Origin of the sequence: Oceanobacillus sp. FSL K6-0251, assembly GCF_038004725.1 — a bacterium.
Taxonomy (GTDB): Bacteria; Bacillota; Bacilli; order Bacillales; family Amphibacillaceae; genus Oceanobacillus; species Oceanobacillus oncorhynchi.
Window position 1 is genome coordinate 2502134 of sequence record NZ_JBBORS010000001.1, and the last position, 23333, is coordinate 2525466.

The following is a 23333-nucleotide window of genomic DNA, read 5'->3' on the forward strand; positions in this document are numbered from 1 at the left end:
CATTTTACAGGCGGCAAGTAACTGGAAACCGATCATGCCCCTGTCTTTTTGAATAATCGTTTCAAGGACGGCGATAGTTATTACGAGGATGTACAATACTCGGGCGATGTTTGTTATTCGGAACCGGCATCCGAAATATAATTTGTTTCATTGCATTTAAGTTAAAAGGAAGCAGAGGCCACATATACGGCGTTCTCATCGATCTGATCTGAACAATAAAAAATATATAAAGGGTGATTCCAATCATATAGCCGGGAAAACCGAATAATCCTACCGCAAGGACCAGAATAATTGTAACTACCTTATTCGCAACACTTAACTCGTAACTTGGTGTCACATAATTTCCAATAGCAGCCGTTGAAATGTATAAAATAACCTCTGGCGAAAACAATCCGACTTCAATCGCTATTTCCCCAATTAAAACAGCTGCAATTAATCCCATCGCTGTGGATAAAGGAGTCGGGGTGTGTATCGCTGCCATTCTTAAGAATTCAATCCCTATCGTTGCAATAATAATCTGAACGGTTATTGGAATGTTCCCTTCATCATTGGGCCCGATAAAACTTAATTTATCCGGCAGCAAAGACGGTTCAACCGCAAACAGAAGCCAGGTCGGCAAAAGAAATAATGCAGCCAGCACAGCAAGAAAGCGAATAAAACGAATACATGTACCGATTGTCGGCACTTGCCGATATTCTTCTGCATGCTGCAAGTGATGAAAAAAAGTTGTTGGAATAATAATGGCACTGGGAGAAGTATCGACAAATATAATGACATGACCTTCTAATAAATGACTTGTCGCTACATCTGGTCTCTCTGTATATCGAACCAGCGGATATATATTCCATTTTTTAACCAGTAAAAATTCTTCTAATGATTTATCAGACATCGACATACCATCGACCTGAATTTTTCCAATCAGATTTTTTAAGTGCTTTACTAAATTCGGATTAGCTATATCTTCAATGTAGGTGATACAAACATCTGTTTTCGAACGTTCGCCAACCTTCATCATTTCATTCCGCAAACTTTCATCCCGCAAGCGTCTTCTGGTGAGCGCTGTGTTTTCTACAATATTTTCTGTATACCCATCTCTTGATCCACGAATGACTTTCTCTGTATCCGGTTCTTCTGGAGTTCTTCCGGGATAATTACGCACATCAATAATTTGTGCATATTCTTTTCCATCAATAAATACAGCTATCAGACCGCTGAGTACTTCATCAACTGCTTCATCCATTGTTTGAACATGTTCTACCTGCTGATGGACCAGCCGGTTTTCAATGATTTTTCCAATCTTGTCACTTTCTGATTCATTATCATTGATTTCAACCATTACTCTTAAAATCTGTTGTACAACGGAGGTATCCGTAAGACCATTTACATAGTACATCTGGATACGCTGATTCAGGACGACTGTCTCCCTGTAGCCCAAATCATACGATTTTTCTAAGCCTACCCTCTTTTTCATATACGCATAGATATCATCAATATGAGGAGAGATTGGGCTCTTTTTTTCTTTATCTGTCTGCATGTAATCACCTTCTGTTTGTCAGCTTATATTGGAAAAGCAAAACTGTTTTGCGTCTCAGCTTCTTGTTTGGAAGCTTAAATTATCAAGAATTAATAATTTTGGATAAAAAACCTGCTGTATTTTACCGGACAAAATAAACCCACTGAAACAGCGAACCAAATACTTTACCCAGCATCAGGGCCATCATAAATAAAATCACATAGCCGTCCATACCTATCCTCCGTGAGAGAATCGGGAAAACATTTAATACTTCTGTTAATGCTGCAGCAAGCATTCCGTTAAAAATGCCATGAAATAATCCCCATAGCATCAATGCAAACACAGATTGTGATGTGGAAATAGGAGCAAAAGAGAAATAAGTCCCAATTAATAACCCAATAATAACTGCCGCTCCATAAACTTTGATGTATTTCTCTGTCTTGCTTAATTGAATCAGTCTCGGAATAATCCCCAATACCGTAATAAAAGCAACAAAACCCGCACCCACTGCAACCCCGCTGCTGAAGCCAATAAAAATTTGCAGGATATTAAGAAGAATTTCTTGGATCATTCAATTCATTTTCCATTGTATTGATATACTGCTGTAAATCCTGCTGATAATTAAAAATTTCTACTTCCAGCGGACTTGGCTCTTCATTAAATCTTTTTTTAAACCAGTGATTAAAAAAAAGAATGGTTCCTACGCCGAGACCTAATGAATAAGGAATCTGAATCCATAAAGGATACTCATTTTCGGTGCCAGTCAGGAGAAAATGCAGTTTTTGCTGGACGGGCTGCATGCTTACATCATAATGAAAGTTCATAATAGTCATTGCCGATCCGACAAACAGCAGCAGCCAGACAAATGTAAGAACCAAAGGATGGGTTGCTTTTTTACGCGGTTCAATTTGTATCAGCGTTTGTTCCGGTCCGAGCAGCTGAAATTCAATATCGGAATATTCCTTTGTAAGGTGATCAATTACCAAAAAGCTGTCAATTACCAAGATATTTTTATCTTTTTTGGATAGGCGGTAAATCGACGTATCTTCCAATAATTCCTTTTTGTTTGACTGTGTGGATATATAAGCAATATCTTTTAGTTTGAGCTCCTGCCATGTTTCTAGGACTATTTTTTTCCGCATTCTTATATATACAAGCTCTGCCATGGTTAACTCACCCTTATCTTCATTTCCTTAACCAATAGTATTTGTTAAAAGAGAACAAAATATAAGCCTTAAATGTAAAACAAGGCTTTACTCAGCGGGAGTCTTACAAAAGTTCTTCGATGTGAGGAATAATCGCAGTCCTAGTCCCAGCTAGTTACACTGCGATAAATACAATTGAACGAAAAAAAGCTTATCTGTGTGAGTCACACAAATAAGCTTTCCTCTTAGCCTGCATCTTAGCCTGCATCCATATTTTTTTTCATATCCTCTAAAATCTTTTTCTCCAGTCTGGATACCTGTACCTGAGAAATTCCGAGCCTTTCAGCCACTTCGGTCTGTGTCTGGTCTTTATAATATCGTAGGTAAATAATTAACCTTTCCCGTTCAGTAAGCGATCGTACGGCTTCCTGAATGGATAATTTCTCAAACCATCTGGAGTCCTGCTCCGCGATTTGGTCTAATAAAGTAATGGAATCTCCATCACTTTCATAGACCGTTTCATGAATGGATTGGGGTGATTTTGCCGCCTCTTGTGCATGTACAATTTCTTCTGGTTCCAGCTCTAAAGCTTCTGCCAGCTCATTTACAGATGGAGAACGACCTAAATCTTTCGACATTTCTTCCCGTTTGCGGCGGATTTTATTCCCCATCTCCTTCAGAGATCGGCTGACCTTCACACTGCCATCATCACGAATAAAACGTTGTATCTCTCCAATAATCATGGGAACGGCATAGGTAGAAAATTTAACATTATAGGATAAATCAAATTTATCCACTGCTTTGATCAGCCCAATGCTCCCAATTTGAAATAAGTCATCTGGATCATATCCCCGATTAACAAATCGCTGCACAACAGACCAGACAAGCCGGACATTTCGGCGGATCAGCTCTTCTCTTGCTTCGTTATCACCGGATTGGCTTAACCGGATCATTTTCTTTACCTGCTCATTGGAAAGCTGCTCTCTTTCCTCCGTTTTATGAATATTCACGACAGAGACCTTAATTATATACCGTTTTTGATTTGGATAATTGCTTTTTCATATAAACGGAAGTCCCTTTTTCAGGAGCAGAAATGACTTCCACGGTATCCATGAAATTTTCAATAATCGTAAAACCCATGCCGGATCGTTCCATTTCTGGCTTTGATGTATATAAAGGTTCCCTTGCTTCATCAATGTTTAAAATACCTTGTCCCTCATCACGGATGGTCAGCTCTATTTCTCCATCGTATAGAACGCAGTCAATATATACCTTATGATGCGGTTCGCTTCCATAGCCATGAATGATGGCATTTGTCACTGCTTCCGAAACAACGGTTTTAATTTCTGTTAATTCCTCCATTGTCGGGTCCAGCTGTGTGATAAAAGATGCGACAGCAACTCTGGCAAAAGCCTCATTTTCACTGATACTTGAAAAAGAAAAAGACATTTCATTTCTCATGATGTCACCCCCAAGCCTTGAAGTGCGCGTTCTTCATTTTCTTCTAAACGTATAATTTTGTAAAAGCCTGACATATCAAATAGACGATGCAGTGAAGGAGACACAGAACAAAGAACCATCTCTCCTCCCAATTGAACAATTTCTTTATAACGTCCTAAAACAACCCCCAGCCCAGAACTGTCCATGAAACTAACTCCGTTTAGATTCAAGATGATATGTTTAATGGAATGCATATAAATCCAATCCTTCCACGTATCTCTCAATCCTTCTGCCTCATGATGATCCAGCTCACCTTCCATACGTACAATCAGCACATCGCCTCTTACTTCAAATGTTGTTTGTAATCCCATGTGCAAATGCTCCTCCTCTTTGTTGTGAAATAGTTGTGTTTTTGCTTAAAATACATGTTCAGAAAGTCCGGGAAAGAGAACAGGAAATTTCTTTCTCAAGCTCTTTTTACAGACTTTCGGAACGTCCTTAGTTAGTGTATTCTCTAAACAAATGACTATTTCCTGCTACTCGACAAAAGAAGTGGAAATCCGTGTTAATCGGCTGCTTTCACCATTTTTTGCATGGTACGTTTTGCTAATTCTAAAACAGATGCTTCGCTGATATCCTCGTTCACAATAAGCGGGGTAGCGTATACAGGCTCATCATTTTCTTTGACGGTGAGCTCTCCAACCACGGTGCCTTTTTTAACTGGGAATTCCCAATTATCCTGAATGGAAACTTCTGTTGTGACAGCTGCTTCTTCCTGCCCTTTTTTCTGCAGGGTATGCACACTCTGTTCAGTAACAATATCAAAATGATGCGGGTCTGCTTTTATTTTGTTGAGCTCCATCACAGTTTCTTCTTTGGCAAAAAGCTGTTCTGTTTTGTAGCTTTGGAATCCATAATCCATTAATCCGGATATCATTTTGTTACGTTCTTTAGGCGTTTCTGCTCCCATAACTACAGCGATAACCCGCATATCATCGCGTTTGGCTGTAGCTGTAAGACAATACTTTGCTTCATTTGTATAACCCGTCTTCATGCCATCTGCCCCCGGGTATGAACGAATCAGCTTATTTGTATTTACCAGCCAAAACTCATTTTCCTCCCCCTGTCGTAAATAATCTTCGTAAATGGATGTATAATTTGTGATATCTTCAAAGTGTAATAATTCTCTCGTCATTACTGCCATATCATAGGCGCTGCTATAATGATCGGCTGCCGGCAGCCCGGTTGTATTCGCAAAATGAGTATTCTCTAACGCAAGTTCTTCCGCTTTTTTATTCATCGCCCGGACAAATTCCTCTTCTGTTCCAGCAATCTTCTCTGCCATGGCAACACTGGCATCATTTCCGGAAGCAATCGCGATTCCTTTTATCAGATCATCAACTGACATTTCTTCCCCTGCCTCCAAAAATACCTGTGACCCTCCCATTGAAGCAGCATATTCACTGACGACAACAATGTCTTCTTTGGAGATTTCCTCTTTTTCTAAAGCTTCCATAATAAGAAGCAAGGTCATTATTTTAGTCATACTGGCTGGCGGTAATTGTTCATGCGCATCTTTATCAAACAATACGGTGCCTGTGTTTTGTTCGATTAAAACACTGGATAACGCATCCTCAGCTAACTTTGTTTCTTCTTTGTTCTCTTCATTCGCTAAAACAGTTGAATAGTTAAAAAATATCGTTCCAATAAGTAATCCAATCATGCATAAGATTCGTCTCTTCATACTGCTTCCCTCCAAATTACAATAATACTGTTAGGATTTCCATATTGACGCTATTTCATACTATTTTTTTGATTAACAAATGAAGGAGAGAGCATCTTTTTTGTTGTTCAGCAAACTCTCATCTATACTAGGATGAGAATTGGGATAAAGAAGGGAGTTTTGGAAATGAGTCAAGATATCAGGGGAAAAATTGCTTATATAACTGGCGGAAGCAGCGGAATTGGCAAAGCGACTGCGCGCCAATTAGCAAAAGAAGGCGTTCATCTAGGTTTAATTGCCAGAAACCAGGAAAAGCTGGAGAATGTCCAAAAGGGATTAGAAAATGAAGGTATTTCTGTTGTCACCTGCAGTGCGGATATTTCGAAGCATGACCAAGTCAAATCTGCGGTTCAGACGCTAGAACAGCAATTAGGCAAAGCAGATATTTTGATTAATAATGCAGCAATAAGCGATTACGGTAATTTTCAGGATATGGATGAGGAAGTATGGAAGCATATTTTTGAAGTGAATGTTTTTGGAACATATCATATGCTGAAGGAAGTGCTGCCGCATCTTGTCAGCAAGCAAAAAGGAGACATTATCAACATTTCTTCCAGCAATGGATTAAAAGCAACCGCAGGCTCAACTGCCTACAGCGCATCTAAATTTGCTATTCAGGGCATGTCAGAAGCATTGATGCAGGAGGTACGCAGAGAAAACATCCGTGTATTTACCATGAACCCCAGCTTAGTCGCAACTGAGCTAGCTTTTGGCGATGAATTAGAAGAAAAGAACGAAGATAAGTTTATGCAGCCGGAAGATATCGCCGAATATATCGCAGCTCAATTAAAATTAAATCAGCGTATTTTTATTAAGCAATCTGCACAATGGGCGACCAATCCATTTTAAAAAAAGAAAAAAAGAGCTTTAGACACTATACAGTGATTTCTAAAGCTCTTTTTCCACTCATCTCTATTTAATGGATAACACCAATAACACTTGGATTTACTTGAACGGGAGTTTCTGTAATTGTAATTGCATCCTTTATTTTCTGAATGACAGCTGCATTATCTTCTATATTAGTATGGATGGTTGCAAGCTTATCGCCAGCCTCCAGCTTATCACCCAGCTTTACATGAAAGGTGATTCCTACTTGATGATCGATTTGATCATCCTTTGTTTTTCTGCCGGCGCCGAGCAGCATAGCAGCCTCTCCCATCTGCTGTGTTTCGACAGAAGAAATATACCCTGCCTTCTCTGCAGTCACATCAATAGATTGCTTTGCTTCGATTTCATGAATACTGGACATATCCCCATCTTGTGCCTCAATAAAGGTAACAAACTTCTCATAAGCATCTCCATTTTGAATCACTTCTTCAACCAATTTTCTGCCTTGTTCTTCCGTCGTTGCTTTTCCGGCCAGATAGACCATTTGCGCAGCAATCTCTACAGAGACATCATATAAATCCTGACTATATTCCTGGTCACGTAATAATTTTACTGCCTCCAGCACTTCATTTCCATTACCGATTTCTGTGCCAAGAGGCTGATCCATATTAGTTAAAACAGCCACGGTTTCCCGATTTAACTTTTTCCCGATGGCAACCATTGTTTCCGCAAGCTTCCTTGCTTCCTCTTCTGTTTTCATAAAAGCGCCATTGCCGACTTTAATATCTAATACGATGGCATCTGCTCCGGAGGCTATTTTCTTACTCATGATGGAGCTTGCAATTAATGGAATAGAGTCAACCGTACCTGTCACATCTCTTAAAGCATAAATCTTTTTATCCGCAGGTACTAAATTCCCTGATTGTCCGACCAGCGCGATACCTAATTCTTGTACCTGCTCTTTAAACCTGTCTAACGGAAGCTCTGTATGAAACCCTTTAATCGATTCCAGCTTATCTACTGTTCCGCCGGTATGACCGAGCCCGCGTCCGCTCATTTTTGCAAAAGGGATGCCTAAGGACGTGATAATCGGAGCGACTACTAAACTGACCTTGTCCCCTACGCCGCCAGTAGAGTGTTTGTCTACAACTGTGGTATTTAAAAAGGATAAATCAATGGTTTCCCCAGACTTCACCATGAAGTCTGTAAGTGCAGAGGTCTCATCACTGTTTAAACCTTGAAAATACACGGCCATCAACCAGCTTGCGATTTGATAATCCGGTATCGTATCATTGACATATCCATCTATCATATACTCGATTTCTTCATAAGATAATGCTTCTCCGTATTTTTTCTTATTGATTATCTCTACCGTATTCATGTTAATCGCCCTCTCTATTTATTTAATATCGTCTAAAAAGCTCGTACCATGTTCCGGTAATGTAATATTAAAATTGTCTGCAATGGTTGCACCGATATCCGCAAAAGTTGTCCTGACCGGAAGCTCTTTCCCTTCTTCAATACCTATGTGGTAAACAAGCAGCGGCACATATTCGCGGGTATGATCCGTTCCGTGATGTATCGGATCATTTCCGTGGTCAGCTGTAATAATCAATAAATCATCTTCCTGCAGCTGATCAAGTATTTCCGGCAGCTGTTTATCATAGGTCTCCAGCGCTTTTCCATATCCCATTGGATCTCTGCGATGGCCATACTTTGCATCGAAATCAACCAGGTTAAGGAAGCTTAAGCCGGTGAATTCCTTTTTCAACGTATCACTTAATTTCACCATTCCATCATCGTTATCCTTTGTACGGACTGCCTCTGTCACTCCTTCCCCATCATAAATATCAGATATCTTCCCAAGTGCGATAACGTCAATTCCGGCATCTTTTAATTCATTCATCACTGTGCGCCCAAAAGGTTTTAACGCGTAGTCATGTCTGTTGGATGTACGTTCAAAAGCCCCCGGCTCTCCTACGAACGGACGGGCAATGACACGCCCTACCATATACTTCTCATCCAGCGTGAGCTCTCTGGCAATTTCACAAATCTGGTACAATTCATCGATTGGAACCACATCCTCATGAGCAGCAATCTGCAGAACAGAATCTGCAGATGTGTACACAATCAAGCTGCCCGTTTCGACATGTTCTTTTCCAAGCTCTACTAATATTTCTGTTCCAGATGCCGGTTTATTGCCAATTACTTTTCTTCCAGTCTTTTCTTCTAATGCTTGAATAAGCTCATCTGGGAATCCATCCGGGAACGTTCGGAATGGCTGGTCAATACGGAGTCCCATAATTTCCCAATGACCAGTCATGGTATCTTTTCCATTAGAAGCCTCCTGCATTTTTGTATAATGTGCTTTAGGCTTGTCCGCCGGAGCAATCCCTTTAATTTCACGAATATTGCTCAGGCCTAGGCTTCCCATCGTCGGCATATCCAGCCCATTCATTTCTTCTGCAATATGGCCTAGTGTATCCGCTCCCAAATCATCAAACTTCGCGGCGTCCGGTGCCTCTCCAACCCCTACTGAATCCATGACAATTAAAAATACACGTTTAAATGATTTCATTTGTATCTACCTCCTATGTACTATATTCCCGAAACTATGGTTCCGTATGATATTTATTATAGATGTTAGATGTCTGACAACAAAAGGTCAATGAAATTTTTGCTGATACACTTTTTTACATTTAATAAAGATAAAATTAAGCTCTCGGATGATAAGATTGATAGATATCCTTCAGCCTAGCTTTCGTTACATGCGTATAAATTTGTGTTGTCGATATATCCGCATGTCCAAGCATCTCTTGTACAATTCTTAGATCTGCTCCGTTTTCCAATAGATGGGTGGCGAAAGAATGCCTTAAAGTATGCGGAGTGATTGTCTTATGAATATCAGCTTTTATAGCCAATCCCTTTAAAATTTTCCAAAATCCCTGTCTGCTTAAAGGACGGCCATGCTGATTTAAAAAAAGTGCACTCTCCTGTTTGTTTTTCTTCACAAGCTCTTTTCTCGCCGTTTGTATATAATCTTCCAGAGTCTTTCTGGCTGTGTCTCCCAGTGGAACAATCCTTTCTTTCGAGCCTTTCCCCATACATTGGACAAAGCCCATCGTCAATTGTAAATCCTCCAGTTTTAAGCCTATCATTTCAGATACACGCAAGCCCGTGGCATATAATAATTCTAGCATTGCCTTATTGCGCAGTGACAGCGGTGTTGCAGTGTTTATGCTTAATAATCGATCTACTTCCTCCTGAGAAAGTGTATCCGGAAGCTTCCGGTCTTTTTTCGGAGTTTCAATATGCAGACTGGGATCTGTATCAGCAATTCTCTCCCGTATTAAAAATTGGTGAAAGGATCTGATAGAAGAAATATGCCTCGAAATCGTAGCAGTCGACTTACCGCTGTCTTTTAGCTCATACAAAAAGCGCATAATATCATTTCGGGTGATTTCATTCCAAACATTATAGCCGATTTGGGTCAAATGTTTCTCGTAAGCAGTAAGATCTCTCTGATAGGAAGTGATGGTATTATCTGACAATCCCTTCTCTACCCGCAGAAAATGAAAAAAATCCTCTAATGCATATTTCAACATATTTATTCCCCTTTCAGAAAATCAAATGGAAACCAGGGAATCCCCTCCTCCACCACCTTAACCGCTGGTCCTTCCGGCAAATCATAACGATGCATTTCTTGAAACTCTTTATATATAAAATGCAGACAAACCGAAAAAAAGCAAGCACCTATCATAAACCAAATAAATATTTTAACAGTTTCCTTAACATGCTTCTCCATACTCTAACCTCCCTGTGCTGTTACGCTGTATCGCAGCCAAACACGTTTATAGTTAGAATATGCAAACAAGCTCTTCAAAAATACAAGAAAAAGATGCGGACAGGAACAAAATCGGTACATCTCCTTCTGTTAATATTATACAATGATTGGAAGCAGAGTTAAACTACAAACACTTTTACACTTTTGTGTCGTCCAGATTTTTGCCATACTAAAATTAATCAAAAAGGAGGTCTTACAGGTGCTTGAAGAAAAATTAAAACAATTAGGTGACAACTCCGCTATCGAAACAAAGACGCCCATTTCCGGCGGCGATATTAATCAGGCTTACTATGTAAAAACCGGAAAGCAGGAATATTTTATAAAAGCGAATCAAAGTGCAGCCAGTGATTTTTTTCAAATAGAAGTAAATGGACTGGAAAAAATTCGTTCGACACAGACAATTGCTGTACCGGAAGTATACTACTTTGATAATTCCGCCGGAAATGAAGAAATGATGCTGATCATGGAGTGGATTGAGGGAGAAGAAACTGCAGCTGCAGAGCAGCATTTAGGCGAACAGCTGGCCTCGATGCATTTAGTCGGCGGCTCCACAGCATATGGTTTAGATCAGTTAACTTATGTTGGAAAATTAACTCAGTCAAATGAGTGGTACACCAATTGGGTGGATTATTATCGTGAGCATCGGCTTCAGCCCCAGTTAGATTTGGCGGTGCAGTACAATCGGATGAACCAAAATAGACGTTTAAAACTAGAGGCATTGATTCGTGATTTAGATCTTTATCTCCCCAGTCAGCCTAAGGTTTCCTTATTACACGGTGATTTATGGGGAGGCAATTGGATTATAGGGGGCGCAGGACAGCCTTATCTGATTGATCCCTCTATACTTTACGGGGACCATTTATTTGAACTAGCTTTCACGGAACTCTTTGGTGGGTTTTCCAATACGTTTTATTCGCAATATCAGGAAGCAATGCCACTAGCTGATTATTATCAGGACGTGAAGCCGATTTACCAGCTTTTCCATTTGCTTGTTCATTTAAATATGTTTGGCGAGGTCTATGGCGGCAGCGTAGATCGCATTTTAAAAAGATATATTTGATTTTCTTCACCGCCTCAGCCCGGCGGCAGTATGTAATGACATTCTGCCGCCGGCTATCCCTGTTGCTGATCAATATGTATTTTGCTCCAAATAAAAATAAAACCTTTCTCTCCCGGAAAAAGGTTTTACTCTCATTACTTATGTTGCTTTTTGAACATCTTCTTTTTCTGCTGCAGCTGCTTTTTGACATTGGCGACAAATCCCATGAAAGGTTAAGCGATGATCCTTCACCTCAAAGCCCCAGTCATTTTCAACGATTTGTTCTACTTCACCTAATAAATCATTTTCAATCTCTTCAACAGAGCCGCATTCAATACATACTAAATGATGATGGAAATGCTTTGCGCCTTCTTTACGCAAATCATATCTGGATACACCATCACCAAAATTAATTTTGTCTACTATTTTCAATTCGGATAATAATTCTAATGTACGATAAACGGTTGCCAGACCAATTTCTGGTGATTTCTCCTTTACAAGAAGATACACATCCTCCGCACTTAAGTGATCGTCTTCTCTTTCCAGAAGCACTCGAACCGTAGCTTCCCTTTGGGGAGTTAATTTGTAGCTATGCGAATGTAGCTGTTTTTTTATTTTTTCAATCCGGTGTTCCATGGATAGTCGCCTCCCTCACTCTACATTTTTATTATATGCATCTATCTTCCATGTGTCAAAGGTATTCTCAATTGTTAATAATAATTATTATAAAATAACATAAATTATTATATTAAAACAAATACCTTTTATCAAGCAATAAGCAAGTAATGTAAAATGTAAAGGAGTTAAGATAAAGATACTTTATTCTCCCGCAGGAGGATTATCCATGGTACCTCTCTATCCATTCTAACAGAAGTGTATTTGACAGATAAGCTTCCATCAATGCTGCTAATGCTGTACATACAATTAAAATTGCAAAAGTGATAAGCAATCTTATAAAAGGCGGCCATACTTCCTGGTACTGATGCTTTAATAAAAGCTTCTGCCATAAACCAATTGAAAATATCATAGCCACACTTCCTGCAATGATATATATAGGAATAATCAATAGGTTTTGAGGAGCAATCGATATCGTTGATAAAAGAAGCCCTTGCCCTCCCAGCTGATTGACCATAAAACCGACTGAAAAACCGACAACGAGCCCTTTCATGAATATCATAATCCAAATAATAGGGAGCCCAATCATACTCAATGCCAATAATATAATAAAAGAAAGATACTTAATATGATAAAGAAGACTTTGAATAAATATATCCTGCCGTCCAATAACTTCTCCTTCATTTGTTTGCTGTGTAAAGAACCGTTCCAAGTAAAAGAACAGATTTTGTTTTTGTACAAAATCCATACTATTTACCAAGATAGCCCCGAACACGATGCCTGTCAAAAAAAGAATGGCAGTAAATACATAAATGGTCGTGTGCCGTTTTATATGCCCGATTAATAAATGTTGAGAGGTATTATACATTGAGATCCTCCTGACTTCACTATAGTTCCTATACTTCAAACTATGAGAATCCCTCTTAAAACATACCTATTAATTTTTATCTTTTAATAGAGCAGGTAGAACGCGTCCGGTGAAAACCTTTTTTCTTATTTCGTTAAAGCATGTAAATAAAGAACAGCATAGTTCGTTTTTGCGTCTTGAATACGCCCTTTTTCCACGAGGTCTTTTGCTTCATCTAACGTTACTTCCATGATTTCCACAAATTCATCGTCATCGCCCGCCGGCGGATTTTCCATTTTAATTAAATCATTGGTGACGTAAACATACACCAGTTCATTAGCAAAGCCTGGAGAGGTGTAAAAAGAGGTCACTTGCGAGAGATTAGTTGTTGTATACCCTGTTTCTTCTTCCAGCTCACGGACTGCGGCAGTTAATGGATTTTCATTCTGCTCCAGCTTCCCTGCCGGAATTTCTACTAATGTTCTTTCCAATGGTTTGCGATATTGTTCTACAAGTACAATTTTATTATCTGGTGTAATTGGAATAATCGCTACGGCACCTGGATGATAGACAAGCTCTCTTTGAGCTGTTTCTCCATTGGGAAGCCGTACCTCATCTAGTTGTACATCAATAATGTTCCCTTCAAATATTTTTTTGGATGTCATTGTTTTTTCTTCAAAACGTTGCATATATGCTACTCCACCTTTTCGTCATTTAGTGCAGGTTAACAGGCTGACCCGCCAGCAGTTTGAACAAGTACTTTTTTATGGACAATCGCCTGTGAAATTCCTGCTGAATGCAATTCCCTTATATGTGTCTTTCCATTCATTTTATTCGCAGAACTCTATTGTAGCAAGTCTATTTCTTTTTTCTTCTGATTCGATTTCTTTTTTTATGACAAACGGTATTTTATTTCTTAACCATTCATTACTTTCAGACACTGATTATCATTCCCATCCGCCCCACAAACTATTTGATAGAAATGACTTATTTCATTCGTTAAAAAAGTGTATTAATTGTATTCTTTTCTATCACCCTCTACAATATATGCATACCGGATTTACAAGGAGGAATAGCATGAAGAAACGGCAGCTTGGCAAAAGCGATATCGAAATTTCTGATTTAACTCTCGGCTGTATGTCGCTGGGAACAAATGTACAGCAAGGTAAAAAAATGATTGATTATGCGTTAGATAAAGGAATCAATCACTTAGATACGGCAGACCTTTATCACTTTGGCGAGAATGAAAAAATCGTTGGAGAAGCAATAAAGCATCGCAGATCGGATGTAGTTGTGACTACAAAGGTCGGAAACCATTTTGAAAAAGGTAAAGATGATTGGTTCTGGGATCCTTCGAAGAAATATATCCACAAAGCCGTCCGGGATAGTTTACAAAGACTGAATACAGACTATATTGATGTCTACATGCTTCATGGCGGCACATTGGAGGATCCAATCGATGAAACCATAGAAGCTTTTGATGAACTAAAGAAAGATGGTCTAATCCGCACCTATGGTATTTCGTCCATCCGTCCAAATGTTGTCCGGGAATACGCCATCCGCTCCTCTATTGATATTTTAATGACACAGTACAGTCTTTTAGACAGAAGACCAGAGGAAGCCATTCTACCGATTGCAGAAGAAAATAAAATCGGTGTTGTTGCCCGCGGTCCGCTGGCACAGGGGCTACTAAGCAATAAAGCCGATGAAGTTCTCGATAAAAAAGCGGAGGACGGCTACCTCGACTATTCCTACAGCGAATTAAAATCACTTTATTATGAATTGGAACAGGCGTTGCCGGACAGTTCTCTGCAGCAATTAGCGATGTATTATGCAGCTAATCATCCTGCGATTACGTCAACCGTCTTTGGAGCAAGCTCTCTGGAACAATTAGAAAAAAATATTGCAGTTCACCAATCAATTAACGAAATCACCGATGCAGCTTATCCTATTCTGCAGCAGCTGTCCAAAGCTTCACAGTATGAGCAGCATCGTTAAAAAAGGCGGAGTTTCCGCAACTTCATAAGCCTTTTACAGCATTGCCAAAGAAACAGGTCTGCTTTCACTGAGAGATGATGCTCAGGAAAAGCAGACCTGTTTTATAAGATATACTTACTCTATTATTTTTTATCAAATTGAGATTGAAGGAGTTTCTCCATTAACCCTGGAAATAAGCGATACAGAATACTGCCAGCTTCCATCCACCACGGCATATTGATTTCTCTTCTATTAGAAAATAAAGAATGCACTACCTTTGAAGCTACTTTTTCAGGAGAAAGCATATACTTTTCTACATTCTGCTGGTATTTGCCCTCCTTATCAGCCATCTCAAAAAAGTTTGTTTTCACCGGGCCCAGATTAACAGAAGTGACCGTCAGGCTGCTTCCCCTTGTCTCTTGTCTGAGTACATTTGTAAAGCCCAGCATCGCATGTTTAGACGCAGCATATCCTGCTGCTTTTGGTGTTGGCAATTTTGCAGCCTGAGAAACAATATTAATAATATGCGATTTCCCTTTAAACTGCAGAAAATGTGGCAGGAAGGCTTTTGCATATTGCATCCCTGCTAAAACATTCACCTGAAACATTTCCTCTACCTCATCCATATTTAATTCTTCGATTGAATCAAATACACCAAAGCCTGCATTATTGATTAATCCATGAATACGCTTCTCTGTCTCCAACATATCATTAATCTGTTCTTCAATTGCTTCCCTTGAAAATCTGTCAATGGGATAAACCCTGCAAATGCCGTTATTTGCTTCTATTTCATCTGCTAATTCTTGCAGCAATTCTTGTGACCTTGCGATTAAAATAGGTATGCCGCCATGAGCAGCGATTTCTATAGCAATCCCTCTTCCAATTCCTTTTGATGCACCGGTGACAATAATTTTTTTATCTTTAACAAAATGATTTCTTCCTATTCTCATATTTATCGACCCTTACTTCATATAATGATTTAAAGTGTGTGACCTTGCTTTCAAAGTGTGAACATCATTTATTAGATGGATATCCTGTGTTTATATATATTGTACAACGAAACAATCCTCCCGTACACTGGTTTAAACATTGACTTACGGGGGAAAATCTAACACAATAAGATTGGGGGTGACACGATGACGTCCATTATCGCACACCGGGGTGCAAGCAATTATGCCCCTGAGAACAGTTTCCCGGCTTTTGAGCTTGCTTACGAGATGAAGGCTGATGGCATTGAAACAGATGTCCAATTAACAAAGGATAATATTCCTGTCCTTTTTCATGATGAAGGTTTGCAGCGTATTTTTGGAGTAAAAGGATGGATTACTCAATTTACGCTGGACGAGCTAAAACAATTAGACATGGGCAAATCCTTTCACACTGAATTTGCAGGAACACGGATCGTAACACTGGAGGAATTTCTAATCTGGATCAAAGATAAACCTTTGATTCTTCATTTAGAATTAAAAAATAATAAAATTGCACATAAGAATCTGGAGAAAATTACATATCAGCTTATTAAACAATATCAAATGCTGGACCGGACATACTTTTCTACATTCTCTGATACCAGTATAACGCGCCTGGCAAGTTTTGATGAAATTTCAAATATCGGTTGGTTAACCAAGCGATCAAGAAGAGATTTATTAGCATATGCCTTGTCTATCGGCGCAACAGCCGTTCATATAAAACACACGCTGCTGCGTCAGCAGCTCATAAATGAAGCGATGAAAAACGGGATTCCGGTAAGAGTGTATACGGTGAATTCAACCCGGCTTTTAAACCGATGCTTTTCTTACAAAGTAAATAGCATATTTACTGATGTACCCAATCGGGCGTTTGCTGTACGCAAAGCATTATATCGCAGTTTTTTGTCTTGATTGAAGAGCGCTTCCTAATTTTTGACCTTCTGCGTTGATGATTGTCGTATATTTGGGTAAAATTTTAAATTATAATATAATATTAAGGTGAGATTGAAACATGGAAATTACTTTCTTAGGCACCGGAGCAGGACTTCCTTCTAAAGAAAGGAATGTAACAGCCGTTGCACTCAGCATGCTGCAAGAATTAAATGAAGTCTGGTTGTTTGATTGCGGAGAAGCCACGCAGCATCAGCTTCTTCATACTAAAATTAAACCGGGAAAAATAAATAAAATCTTTATTTCCCATATGCATGGCGATCATATTTATGGATTACCGGGATTTCTCAGCAGCCGTTCATTTCAGGCAGGCGCAGACAGACCATTAACCATTTATGGTCCGGAGGGTTCAAAGGAATTTATCCAAGCTGCTTTGAAATTAAGCTATACGCATTTAACGTATCCTCTTACTGTTATAGAGATAAAAGAAGGACTGTTATTTGAAACGGAAGCCATCGAAGTATATGCAAAAAAACTTGTCCACGGTGTACCAAGCTTTGGTTTCCGTATTGTTGAAAAAGACAAGCCAGGTGAGCTTCTTGTAGATAAATTAAAAGAAAAAGGGGTACGTCCCGGTCCAGTTTACGGCGAAATAAAAGAAAAACCTTCTGTCACTCTGGAAGATGGCACGATAATTTACCGTTCTGATTTTATCGGCTCGCCCAAAAAAGGAAGGGTTATTTCAATTCTTGGGGACACCACCTATCAGGCGGCGCATAAAGAATTTGTAAAAAATAGCGATCTGTTAATTCATGAAGCAACCTTTGCTGCAGATAAAGAGACACTTGCAGAGGACTATTTTCATTCAACAAATATACAAGCCGCTAAAATAGCGCTTGATGCAGGATGTAAACAGCTAATCTTGACACACATATCTTCAAGATATCAATTTTCAGATATGGATGCATTTCTGGAAGAGACAAAAGAAGTATTTTTGAATACATCCATAGCCGGCGATTTTAGTGTGTTTCAATTATAGTTTGTGCATCGTTTACAGCTTGCACATCCTCTTGAAGTGAGAAAGGGAGAGACAGATTTGATGACCTTACAAGAAAACTATCAGCAAATTGTTGATGATCATCGAAAATATATTGATCAAGGAAATACCGTTGATTATACGTTTCGTAAACAACAATTAGAAAAAATCAAAAAGATTTTCAAAGATAATGAAGAAGAGATATATGATGTATTAAAAAAAGATTTAAATAAACCTGATCATGAAATAATACTTACGGAGATTGGCATTATTCAAAGCGAATTGGAAGTAGCCATTAAAAATCTCCGCTACTGGATGCAGCCTGAAAAAGTTGCCTCTCCATTAACGCATAAAGGCTCGAAAAGCTATATTATAAAAGAACCGCTCGGTGTTGTGCTCGTTATTGCACCATGGAATTATCCTTTACAATTATCATTAGTACCTGTTATCGGAGCGATTGCAGCAGGTAACTCAGTTATTCTGAAGCCGTCTGAACATGCTCCGCATACATCCGATTTTCTTGCCAGAATCGCAGAAGAGCATTTCGACCCGTCTTATTTCACTGTTGTTCAGGGTGCTGTCGAAGAAACAACAGAGCTGTTAAAACAGCGTTTTGATCACATTTTCTTTACCGGAGGAAGTGCAGTTGGAAAAATCGTGATGCGGGCCGCAAGCGAGCATTTAACTCCGGTAACGTTAGAGCTGGGCGGAAAAAGTCCTGCAATTGTAGATGAAGATGCAAACATCCAATTGGCAGCTAAACGAATTGTATGGGGAAAATATACAAATGCCGGTCAGACCTGTGTGGCGCCGGATTATTTATTAGTACAAGAATCTGTTAAATTCAAGCTTTTAAAAGCAATGAAAAAGCAAATAAAGTCTTTATTTGGCAAGAATGTACTCCAGGGTGAAAATTATTCAAGAATCATAAATCTGGATCATTTTAACCGCTTAAAAGCATTTTTAAATGAAGATCATATTGTTCATGGCGGAGAATATAATGATGAAGAATTAATCATTGAACCTACTATTCTTGATAAAATAGATTGGGAAGACCCTATTATGCAAGAAGAGATATTTGGACCGATTCTTCCCGTATTATCGTTTGAGAATATAGAGGACGCCCTTTCGTTGATTAAATCAAGAGAAAAACCATTAGCACTATACTATTTTGGAGAAAATCCGAGAATGCAGTCTCAGGTAATGGAATACGTTTCATTTGGCGGCGGTTCTATCAATGATACATTCTTCCATTTAGCAAACCCGTATCTTCCGTTTGGCGGAGTCGGGCAGAGTGGAATGGGAAGCTATCACGGGAAAGCCAGCTTTGATACATTTTCACATCAGAAAAGCATCTTAAAACAAACAACGAAATTTGATTTGCCATTCCGTTATTCGGGCGGTACGGTTACTTCAAATATTTTGAAGAAATTCTTATCTTAAAAAAACAAAAGCCTTGATTTTATTCTATTTCAATAGATATAAAATCAAGGCTTTTTATAATCATCTAGGAAATCTTTTTGAAAGCTTGTCCGTGGCTGCTGTTTGTCCTTCTCTTCATTTTTTAAAGATAAAAATATATCTTTTCCGTATTTATCCGTTAATGCTTCCATGGTTTCGTAGAGCTTTTCTTTTTTAGCGTTATCGCGGTAAGTAAACAAATCAAGCTGTTCTCCTACTTGACTCTTCTCCTCTACACTTTGCAAAGAGACACCCAATAGCCGTACAGGCTCTTCATTCCAATGTTTTTTTAATAGCTCCTTTGCGACAAAAAGAATATCTTCTTTTTCATCGATATACCCTTGCAATGTTTTACTGCGCGTAATCGTTTGATGGTTGTGAAAACGAATCATTAATTGAACACTTTTTCCTGTCGCATTTTTTCGTTTCACTCTTCTTGCTACATTGTCGGTAAGCTGGCCTAACAGCTGGTGAAGTTCATCCCAATCTGTTGAATCATGAGCCAATGTCTGTGAGCTGCCGATACTTTTGAAATCATGTACCGCTTCTGGATCCACAATCCGATAGTCTATTCCATTGGCCAGGTTCTTCATTCTTTCTCCATTAACCCCTAATAGCTGCTTTAATTGATAGACATCATGTACAGCTAAATCACCGATTGTATGAATAGATACTTTTCGAAGTTTTTCAGCAGTCTTCTTCCCGATTCCGTGCATTTCTTCAATTGGAAGTGGCCATAATACGTTAGATAATTCCCGCTTTCGAAGGATAGTTATTCCTAAAGGTTTTTTCATATCTGACGCCATTTTTGCCAGAAATTTATTCGGGGCAATACCAAGACTGCATGGGATATCCAGCTCTTTTAATATCCGCTGCTGCAGGTAATTAGCTATTTCTACCGGCGTTCCGAATCCTTCCGTATCAGTAATATCCAGGTAGCCTTCATCAATCGAAACCGGCTGGACGAGCGGTGTAATTTCTGAAAGCATCTTAAAAATAGCCCGGGACGCTTCCCGGTATCTGTCAAAATTAGGCCGCATCAATAATAAATCGGGGCATAATTTTTTTGCCTGCCACACGGGCATCGTCGTTTTCACGCCTTTTGCTCTGGCTTCATAGCTGCTTGTAACAATAATCCCCTTCCGCTCTTCCGGGTTTCCGGCGATTGCAATCGGCTTTCCTTTTAATTCCGGATTATGCGCCATTTCTACCGAAGCATAAAAGCAGTTCATATCTATATGGAAGATAACTCGTCTTTTCGAATTGACCGACTGTTCCATCATAACACCTCTATTCTTAACAAAAGAAGAACACACTCCATCATGGAATGCATTCTCCTTTTTCACAAAAAGCCGCTCCAAGAATGGAAGCTTTATCTTATTTTGCTGTGATTTTAACAATTTCCACAACAAATTCAGTTACTTTCACAAGATCTTCCACTTTAATCCGCTCATTGGTCGTATGAATCTCCTCGTAGCCAACTGCCAGATTAACGGTAGGGATTCCATACCCTGCAATCACATTGGCGTCACTGCCTCCGCCACTCTGTTCTAATTTACTTTCTCTGCCGATTGCTTTTGCAGCTTCTCTGGCAACTTCAACCACCTGATCTCCCGCTTTAAAATGATAGCCGGGATAAGCGATTGCTATCTTTACATCAGCGGAACCGCCAAGCTCTTCAGCAGCCTCTTCAAAAGCTGCTTTCATTTTCTCGACCTGTTTTTCCATCTTCTCTTCAGACAGGGAACGTGCCTCTGCTAAAATTTCTACATGATCTACAACAATATTTGTCTGTTTGCCGCCCTCAAAGCGTCCGATATTAGCAGTTGTTTCCTTATCAATACGTCCCAAAGGCATTTTAGAAATAGCTTTAGAGGCAATCGTAATGGCAGAAACACCTTTTTCCGGCTCCAATCCAGCATGTGCTGTTTTGCCGGTTATGGTTGCATGGATTTTCGCCTGCGTAGGTGCAGCCACAACAATATCACCAACGTTTCCATTACTGTCTAGCGCATATCCATAACGCGCATCTAACTTCGAGGAATCTAACGCTTTAGCGCCTACCAGACCAGATTCTTCTCCTACAGTAATAATAAATTGAATCTGGCCGTGAGGAATATTGTTTTCCTGAAGCACTTTAATCAGCTCAAACATGGCAGCTAAACCTGCTTTATCGTCTGAACCTAGAATTGTCTCTCCCTCTGAAGAAATCACGCCATCTTTAATAATTGGATGTATACCCTTCCCGGGAACAACCGTATCCATATGGGAAGTAAAATAAATAGCATCCGCACCGTCTTTGGTTGCAGGCAATGTACAAATTAAATTTCCTGCACCATGACCTGTCTGCTCTTTTGCATTATCTTCTTCCACCTGCACACCTAGAGCTTCCATTTTTTTGGTTAAAACCGATGCTATCTCTCTTTCGAAACCTGTTTCAGAATCTACCTGCACAAGTTCTAAAAATTCATTAACTAATCTTTCTTCATTCACACTCATTTGCGTAACCTCCTACCTTCTAGGCTACTATATTTTCTCTTTTTTTTACAGTAGAATGAATTGGAATCTAAGTTTCTCTCATCCGTTAATTAAAATCCGGAAGAACATTTTAAGAAAAACCATACGATTAGCTTGTCGGATGAATCATTTCACGTTAAAATAGCGGTAGATGATATCGGATTCTAAAGGGGGATATTTCATGGCAGCAAAGCAATCTGTGCAAAAAAAGCGTTCAAAACGTGAACGCCGCACGAAAATGATTATCTATTTCATGGTCGCTCTAATGCTTATTTCAGCAATTACAGCTGGACTGGCTGCATTTGTTTAAAAATAGAAGGCTGTGCCAAAATGATTATTTCATTTTGGCACAGCCTTTTGATATGGTTCCAATCTTATGTAAAAAGGAAAAGCTAAGCTTCTTTTTTCCTTTTCTTCCAAGGCGTTACGTCACTTTTTTTGAATTTATTTTTTATAATCAAGTACTCTTCTATTTCATGTAATAATTGAAATAAGTGCGCCCTTGTTTCAAACGCTTCTCTCGTTTCCGGTAACTCCTCCGCGTGAAATTCCCGCTTTAATTCTTTCAACTGCTCTAAAAAAGTAATTGCTGTATTTCCTGGATGGACAGCTTTAGATAATCGCTCAAAGAAATCTGCAATCTCAAGGGCAATATGATCTGTCTTTGGAAGATGCGTAACAAGCGGAAGCATTTTCTTCAACAGCTCAAACTGTCTTTCTCTCATCCTAAAATAATTATAATAGGTATGCTCATTTCGTAATAAATGGTTATCTCTATCCCGGATAACTAACTGTTTTGCTTCAGCCAGGATATCCTCTGTAGCTGCTATTTCTTTTCCTTGCCACGCGTCGTTTTCATCCCGGATATACAAAGAATATTCATATAGAATAAGGCTGAAATTCTTTTCTAACTGTGCTTGCAGCTTCTTTAATTTATTATCCAAGCTTGGCATATAAATATTCAACAGAAGTCCTACCCCCAGCCCAATGGTAATTAGAACGAACTGCTCGCCGACCAGAGAAAGTGTTACACCTCCAGAGCCATATAAATTCAGCATGACAACGGAACTGGATGCAATTCCTGGAGTTGCTTTTAATCTAACCGTTGCTGGAATAAATAAAAGAAGCAGTAAAAATATAGAAATTGTATGATAGCCTATTAATTCAAAAATAACACATGAAAAAACAACGGCTGCTGTACATGCAATAAACCGCTGCCACGCACTTAAAAAAGAAGATTTTCTCGACGGCTGGATACAGAGAATCGTTAATATTCCAGCGGAAATAAAATTTGAAAGACCAACCCATTGTGCCAACGAAATTGCAATGGGAGTTCCGATAGCAGTTTTTAGGGTACGATATCCAATTTTCACCCTTTATAAACCTCCTGATATATATTCAGAATACACAAAGAAGGCTGCCTGATGAC

At 39.2% G+C, this 23333-nt stretch carries 25 protein-coding genes; 7 read left to right on the top strand and 18 right to left on the bottom strand.

What is annotated here, in order from left to right:
* Positions 1–61: 61 nt before the first annotated feature.
* The 7 genes from MKY45_RS12640 to MKY45_RS12670 form a co-directional block, all read right to left on the bottom strand.
* Positions 62–1534, bottom strand: coding sequence for a spore germination protein (locus MKY45_RS12640; RefSeq protein ID WP_042534234.1), 1473 nt, complete (start codon positions 1532–1534; stop codon positions 62–64).
* A gap of 121 nt (positions 1535–1655) precedes the next feature.
* Complete coding sequence (locus MKY45_RS12645) at positions 1656–2084, bottom strand: stage V sporulation protein AB (RefSeq protein WP_042534236.1); 429 nt, start codon at positions 2082–2084, stop codon at positions 1656–1658.
* The gene (locus MKY45_RS12650; protein ID WP_042534238.1) at positions 2062–2679 is read right to left on the bottom strand and encodes a stage V sporulation protein AA; all 618 of its coding nucleotides are present in this window, start codon (positions 2677–2679) and stop codon (positions 2062–2064) included. The genes MKY45_RS12645 and MKY45_RS12650 overlap by 23 nt, the downstream gene beginning before the upstream one ends.
* Positions 2680–2915: 236 nt before the next feature.
* Positions 2916–3668, bottom strand: a complete 753-nt coding sequence (sigF, locus tag MKY45_RS12655; RefSeq protein WP_042534240.1) for an RNA polymerase sporulation sigma factor SigF — start codon at positions 3666–3668, stop codon at positions 2916–2918.
* 10 nt (positions 3669–3678) lie between these two features.
* The gene (gene spoIIAB, locus MKY45_RS12660) at positions 3679–4119 is read right to left on the bottom strand and encodes an anti-sigma F factor (RefSeq protein WP_042534241.1); all 441 of its coding nucleotides are present in this window, start codon (positions 4117–4119) and stop codon (positions 3679–3681) included.
* Positions 4116–4469, bottom strand: a complete 354-nt coding sequence (gene spoIIAA / locus MKY45_RS12665) for an anti-sigma F factor antagonist (RefSeq protein ID WP_042534242.1) — start codon at positions 4467–4469, stop codon at positions 4116–4118. The genes spoIIAB and spoIIAA overlap by 4 nt, the downstream gene beginning before the upstream one ends.
* Before the next feature lie 194 nt (positions 4470–4663).
* Positions 4664–5842: a D-alanyl-D-alanine carboxypeptidase family protein gene (locus MKY45_RS12670; RefSeq protein ID WP_042534244.1), complete on the bottom strand. Its 1179-nt coding sequence runs from the start codon at positions 5840–5842 to the stop codon at positions 4664–4666.
* A gap of 165 nt (positions 5843–6007) precedes the next feature.
* Here MKY45_RS12670 and MKY45_RS12675 point away from each other — a divergent pair, with 165 nt between their 5' ends.
* Positions 6008–6730, top strand: a complete 723-nt coding sequence (locus MKY45_RS12675; RefSeq protein ID WP_256704727.1) for a 3-ketoacyl-ACP reductase — start codon at positions 6008–6010, stop codon at positions 6728–6730.
* A 67-nt stretch (positions 6731–6797) separates the two neighbouring features.
* Here the strand turns inward: MKY45_RS12675 and MKY45_RS12680 are convergent, their stop codons facing one another.
* The 4 genes from MKY45_RS12680 to MKY45_RS12695 all read right to left on the bottom strand — a co-directional run bounded on the left by MKY45_RS12680 (position 6798) and on the right by MKY45_RS12695 (position 10514).
* On the bottom strand, positions 6798–8090 hold the full coding sequence (locus MKY45_RS12680) for a pyrimidine-nucleoside phosphorylase (RefSeq protein ID WP_042534248.1): 1293 nt from the start codon (positions 8088–8090) through the stop codon (positions 6798–6800).
* A gap of 18 nt (positions 8091–8108) precedes the next feature.
* The gene (gene deoB, locus MKY45_RS12685) at positions 8109–9287 is read right to left on the bottom strand and encodes a phosphopentomutase (RefSeq protein ID WP_256704728.1); all 1179 of its coding nucleotides are present in this window, start codon (positions 9285–9287) and stop codon (positions 8109–8111) included.
* Between the two features lie 136 nt (positions 9288–9423).
* Positions 9424–10314 carry a site-specific tyrosine recombinase XerD gene (gene xerD / locus MKY45_RS12690; RefSeq protein ID WP_256704729.1) on the bottom strand — a complete coding sequence of 297 codons (891 nt, stop codon included), beginning with the start codon at positions 10312–10314 and terminating at the stop codon, positions 9424–9426.
* Positions 10315–10316: 2 nt separating this feature from the next.
* Entirely contained in the window at positions 10317–10514 is a 198-nt protein-coding gene (locus tag MKY45_RS12695; protein ID WP_042534254.1) for a DUF4227 family protein, read from the bottom strand.
* Positions 10515–10752: 238 nt separating this feature from the next.
* On the opposite strand from MKY45_RS12695, the gene MKY45_RS12700 reads away from it, so the two are divergent.
* Positions 10753–11613 carry a fructosamine kinase family protein gene (locus MKY45_RS12700; RefSeq protein WP_256704730.1) on the top strand — a complete coding sequence of 287 codons (861 nt, stop codon included), beginning with the start codon at positions 10753–10755 and terminating at the stop codon, positions 11611–11613.
* A 138-nt stretch (positions 11614–11751) separates the two neighbouring features.
* On the opposite strand, the gene fur is transcribed toward MKY45_RS12700, so the two are convergent.
* From fur to MKY45_RS12715, 3 genes are all read right to left on the bottom strand, one after another.
* The gene (gene fur, locus MKY45_RS12705; protein ID WP_042534256.1) at positions 11752–12228 is read right to left on the bottom strand and encodes a ferric iron uptake transcriptional regulator; all 477 of its coding nucleotides are present in this window, start codon (positions 12226–12228) and stop codon (positions 11752–11754) included.
* A gap of 202 nt (positions 12229–12430) precedes the next feature.
* The gene (gene spoIIM, locus MKY45_RS12710) at positions 12431–13075 is read right to left on the bottom strand and encodes a stage II sporulation protein M (protein ID WP_042534257.1); all 645 of its coding nucleotides are present in this window, start codon (positions 13073–13075) and stop codon (positions 12431–12433) included.
* A 125-nt stretch (positions 13076–13200) separates the two neighbouring features.
* Positions 13201–13743, bottom strand: coding sequence for an NUDIX hydrolase (locus MKY45_RS12715; protein WP_042534259.1), 543 nt, complete (start codon positions 13741–13743; stop codon positions 13201–13203).
* 388 nt (positions 13744–14131) lie between these two features.
* On the opposite strand from MKY45_RS12715, the gene MKY45_RS12720 reads away from it, so the two are divergent.
* Positions 14132–15052, top strand: coding sequence for an aldo/keto reductase (locus MKY45_RS12720; protein ID WP_042534261.1), 921 nt, complete (start codon positions 14132–14134; stop codon positions 15050–15052).
* Between the two features lie 122 nt (positions 15053–15174).
* Here the strand turns inward: MKY45_RS12720 and MKY45_RS12725 are convergent, their stop codons facing one another.
* Entirely contained in the window at positions 15175–15981 is an 807-nt protein-coding gene (locus MKY45_RS12725) for an SDR family NAD(P)-dependent oxidoreductase (RefSeq protein WP_042534263.1), read from the bottom strand.
* Positions 15982–16167: 186 nt separating this feature from the next.
* Between MKY45_RS12725 and MKY45_RS12730 the strand changes: the two genes are divergently transcribed.
* The 3 genes from MKY45_RS12730 to MKY45_RS12740 all read left to right on the top strand — a co-directional run bounded on the left by MKY45_RS12730 (position 16168) and on the right by MKY45_RS12740 (position 19369).
* On the top strand, positions 16168–16911 hold the full coding sequence (locus MKY45_RS12730; RefSeq protein WP_042534265.1) for a glycerophosphodiester phosphodiesterase: 744 nt from the start codon (positions 16168–16170) through the stop codon (positions 16909–16911).
* A 100-nt stretch (positions 16912–17011) separates the two neighbouring features.
* Positions 17012–17929: a ribonuclease Z gene (gene rnz / locus MKY45_RS12735; RefSeq protein ID WP_193062205.1), complete on the top strand. Its 918-nt coding sequence runs from the start codon at positions 17012–17014 to the stop codon at positions 17927–17929.
* A gap of 60 nt (positions 17930–17989) precedes the next feature.
* A complete protein-coding gene (locus MKY45_RS12740) occupies positions 17990–19369 on the top strand; it encodes an aldehyde dehydrogenase (RefSeq protein ID WP_212928222.1) in 1380 nt (459 codons plus the stop codon).
* A gap of 44 nt (positions 19370–19413) precedes the next feature.
* Here MKY45_RS12740 and MKY45_RS12745 read toward each other — a convergent pair whose 3' ends face one another.
* Both MKY45_RS12745 and MKY45_RS12750 read right to left on the bottom strand, forming a co-directional pair.
* Complete coding sequence (locus tag MKY45_RS12745; RefSeq protein ID WP_256706319.1) at positions 19414–20667, bottom strand: DNA polymerase IV; 1254 nt, start codon at positions 20665–20667, stop codon at positions 19414–19416.
* A gap of 97 nt (positions 20668–20764) precedes the next feature.
* Positions 20765–21886 carry a M20/M25/M40 family metallo-hydrolase gene (locus MKY45_RS12750; protein WP_256704732.1) on the bottom strand — a complete coding sequence of 374 codons (1122 nt, stop codon included), beginning with the start codon at positions 21884–21886 and terminating at the stop codon, positions 20765–20767.
* A 199-nt stretch (positions 21887–22085) separates the two neighbouring features.
* Here MKY45_RS12750 and MKY45_RS12755 point away from each other — a divergent pair, with 199 nt between their 5' ends.
* A complete protein-coding gene (locus MKY45_RS12755; protein ID WP_139089138.1) occupies positions 22086–22214 on the top strand; it encodes a DUF4044 domain-containing protein in 129 nt (42 codons plus the stop codon).
* Positions 22215–22296: 82 nt separating this feature from the next.
* Here MKY45_RS12755 and MKY45_RS12760 read toward each other — a convergent pair whose 3' ends face one another.
* Positions 22297–23277 (bottom strand): aromatic acid exporter family protein, encoded by a 981-nt coding sequence (locus MKY45_RS12760; protein ID WP_256704733.1) that lies wholly within the window; start codon positions 23275–23277, stop codon positions 22297–22299.
* Between the last annotated feature and the right edge of the window lie 56 nt (positions 23278–23333).

Excerpts from the sequence above, each read along its gene's own strand:
- MKY45_RS12640 (WP_042534234.1), bottom strand. The coding sequence starts at position 1,534 with ATGCAGACAGATAAAGAAAAAAAGAGCCCAATCTCTCCTCATATTGAT.
- MKY45_RS12645 (WP_042534236.1), bottom strand. The coding sequence starts at position 2,084 with ATGATCCAAGAAATTCTTCTTAATATCCTGCAAATTTTTATTGGCTTC.
- MKY45_RS12650 (WP_042534238.1), bottom strand. The coding sequence starts at position 2,679 with ATGGCAGAGCTTGTATATATAAGAATGCGGAAAAAAATAGTCCTAGAA.
- spoIIAB (WP_042534241.1), bottom strand. The coding sequence starts at position 4,119 with ATGAGAAATGAAATGTCTTTTTCTTTTTCAAGTATCAGTGAAAATGAG.
- spoIIAA (WP_042534242.1), bottom strand. The coding sequence starts at position 4,469 with ATGGGATTACAAACAACATTTGAAGTAAGAGGCGATGTGCTGATTGTA.
- MKY45_RS12670 (WP_042534244.1), bottom strand. The coding sequence starts at position 5,842 with ATGAAGAGACGAATCTTATGCATGATTGGATTACTTATTGGAACGATA.
- MKY45_RS12675 (WP_256704727.1), top strand. The coding sequence starts at position 6,008 with ATGAGTCAAGATATCAGGGGAAAAATTGCTTATATAACTGGCGGAAGC.
- MKY45_RS12680 (WP_042534248.1), bottom strand. The coding sequence starts at position 8,090 with ATGAATACGGTAGAGATAATCAATAAGAAAAAATACGGAGAAGCATTA.
- deoB (WP_256704728.1), bottom strand. The coding sequence starts at position 9,287 with ATGAAATCATTTAAACGTGTATTTTTAATTGTCATGGATTCAGTAGGG.
- xerD (WP_256704729.1), bottom strand. The coding sequence starts at position 10,314 with ATGTTGAAATATGCATTAGAGGATTTTTTTCATTTTCTGCGGGTAGAG.
- MKY45_RS12695 (WP_042534254.1), bottom strand. The coding sequence starts at position 10,514 with ATGGAGAAGCATGTTAAGGAAACTGTTAAAATATTTATTTGGTTTATG.
- fur (WP_042534256.1), bottom strand. The coding sequence starts at position 12,228 with ATGGAACACCGGATTGAAAAAATAAAAAAACAGCTACATTCGCATAGC.
- spoIIM (WP_042534257.1), bottom strand. The coding sequence starts at position 13,075 with ATGTATAATACCTCTCAACATTTATTAATCGGGCATATAAAACGGCAC.
- MKY45_RS12715 (WP_042534259.1), bottom strand. The coding sequence starts at position 13,743 with ATGCAACGTTTTGAAGAAAAAACAATGACATCCAAAAAAATATTTGAA.
- MKY45_RS12720 (WP_042534261.1), top strand. The coding sequence starts at position 14,132 with ATGAAGAAACGGCAGCTTGGCAAAAGCGATATCGAAATTTCTGATTTA.
- MKY45_RS12725 (WP_042534263.1), bottom strand. The coding sequence starts at position 15,981 with ATGAGAATAGGAAGAAATCATTTTGTTAAAGATAAAAAAATTATTGTC.
- MKY45_RS12730 (WP_042534265.1), top strand. The coding sequence starts at position 16,168 with ATGACGTCCATTATCGCACACCGGGGTGCAAGCAATTATGCCCCTGAG.
- rnz (WP_193062205.1), top strand. The coding sequence starts at position 17,012 with ATGGAAATTACTTTCTTAGGCACCGGAGCAGGACTTCCTTCTAAAGAA.
- MKY45_RS12740 (WP_212928222.1), top strand. The coding sequence starts at position 17,990 with ATGACCTTACAAGAAAACTATCAGCAAATTGTTGATGATCATCGAAAA.
- MKY45_RS12745 (WP_256706319.1), bottom strand. The coding sequence starts at position 20,667 with ATGGAACAGTCGGTCAATTCGAAAAGACGAGTTATCTTCCATATAGAT.
- MKY45_RS12750 (WP_256704732.1), bottom strand. The coding sequence starts at position 21,886 with ATGAGTGTGAATGAAGAAAGATTAGTTAATGAATTTTTAGAACTTGTG.
- MKY45_RS12755 (WP_139089138.1), top strand. The coding sequence starts at position 22,086 with ATGGCAGCAAAGCAATCTGTGCAAAAAAAGCGTTCAAAACGTGAACGC.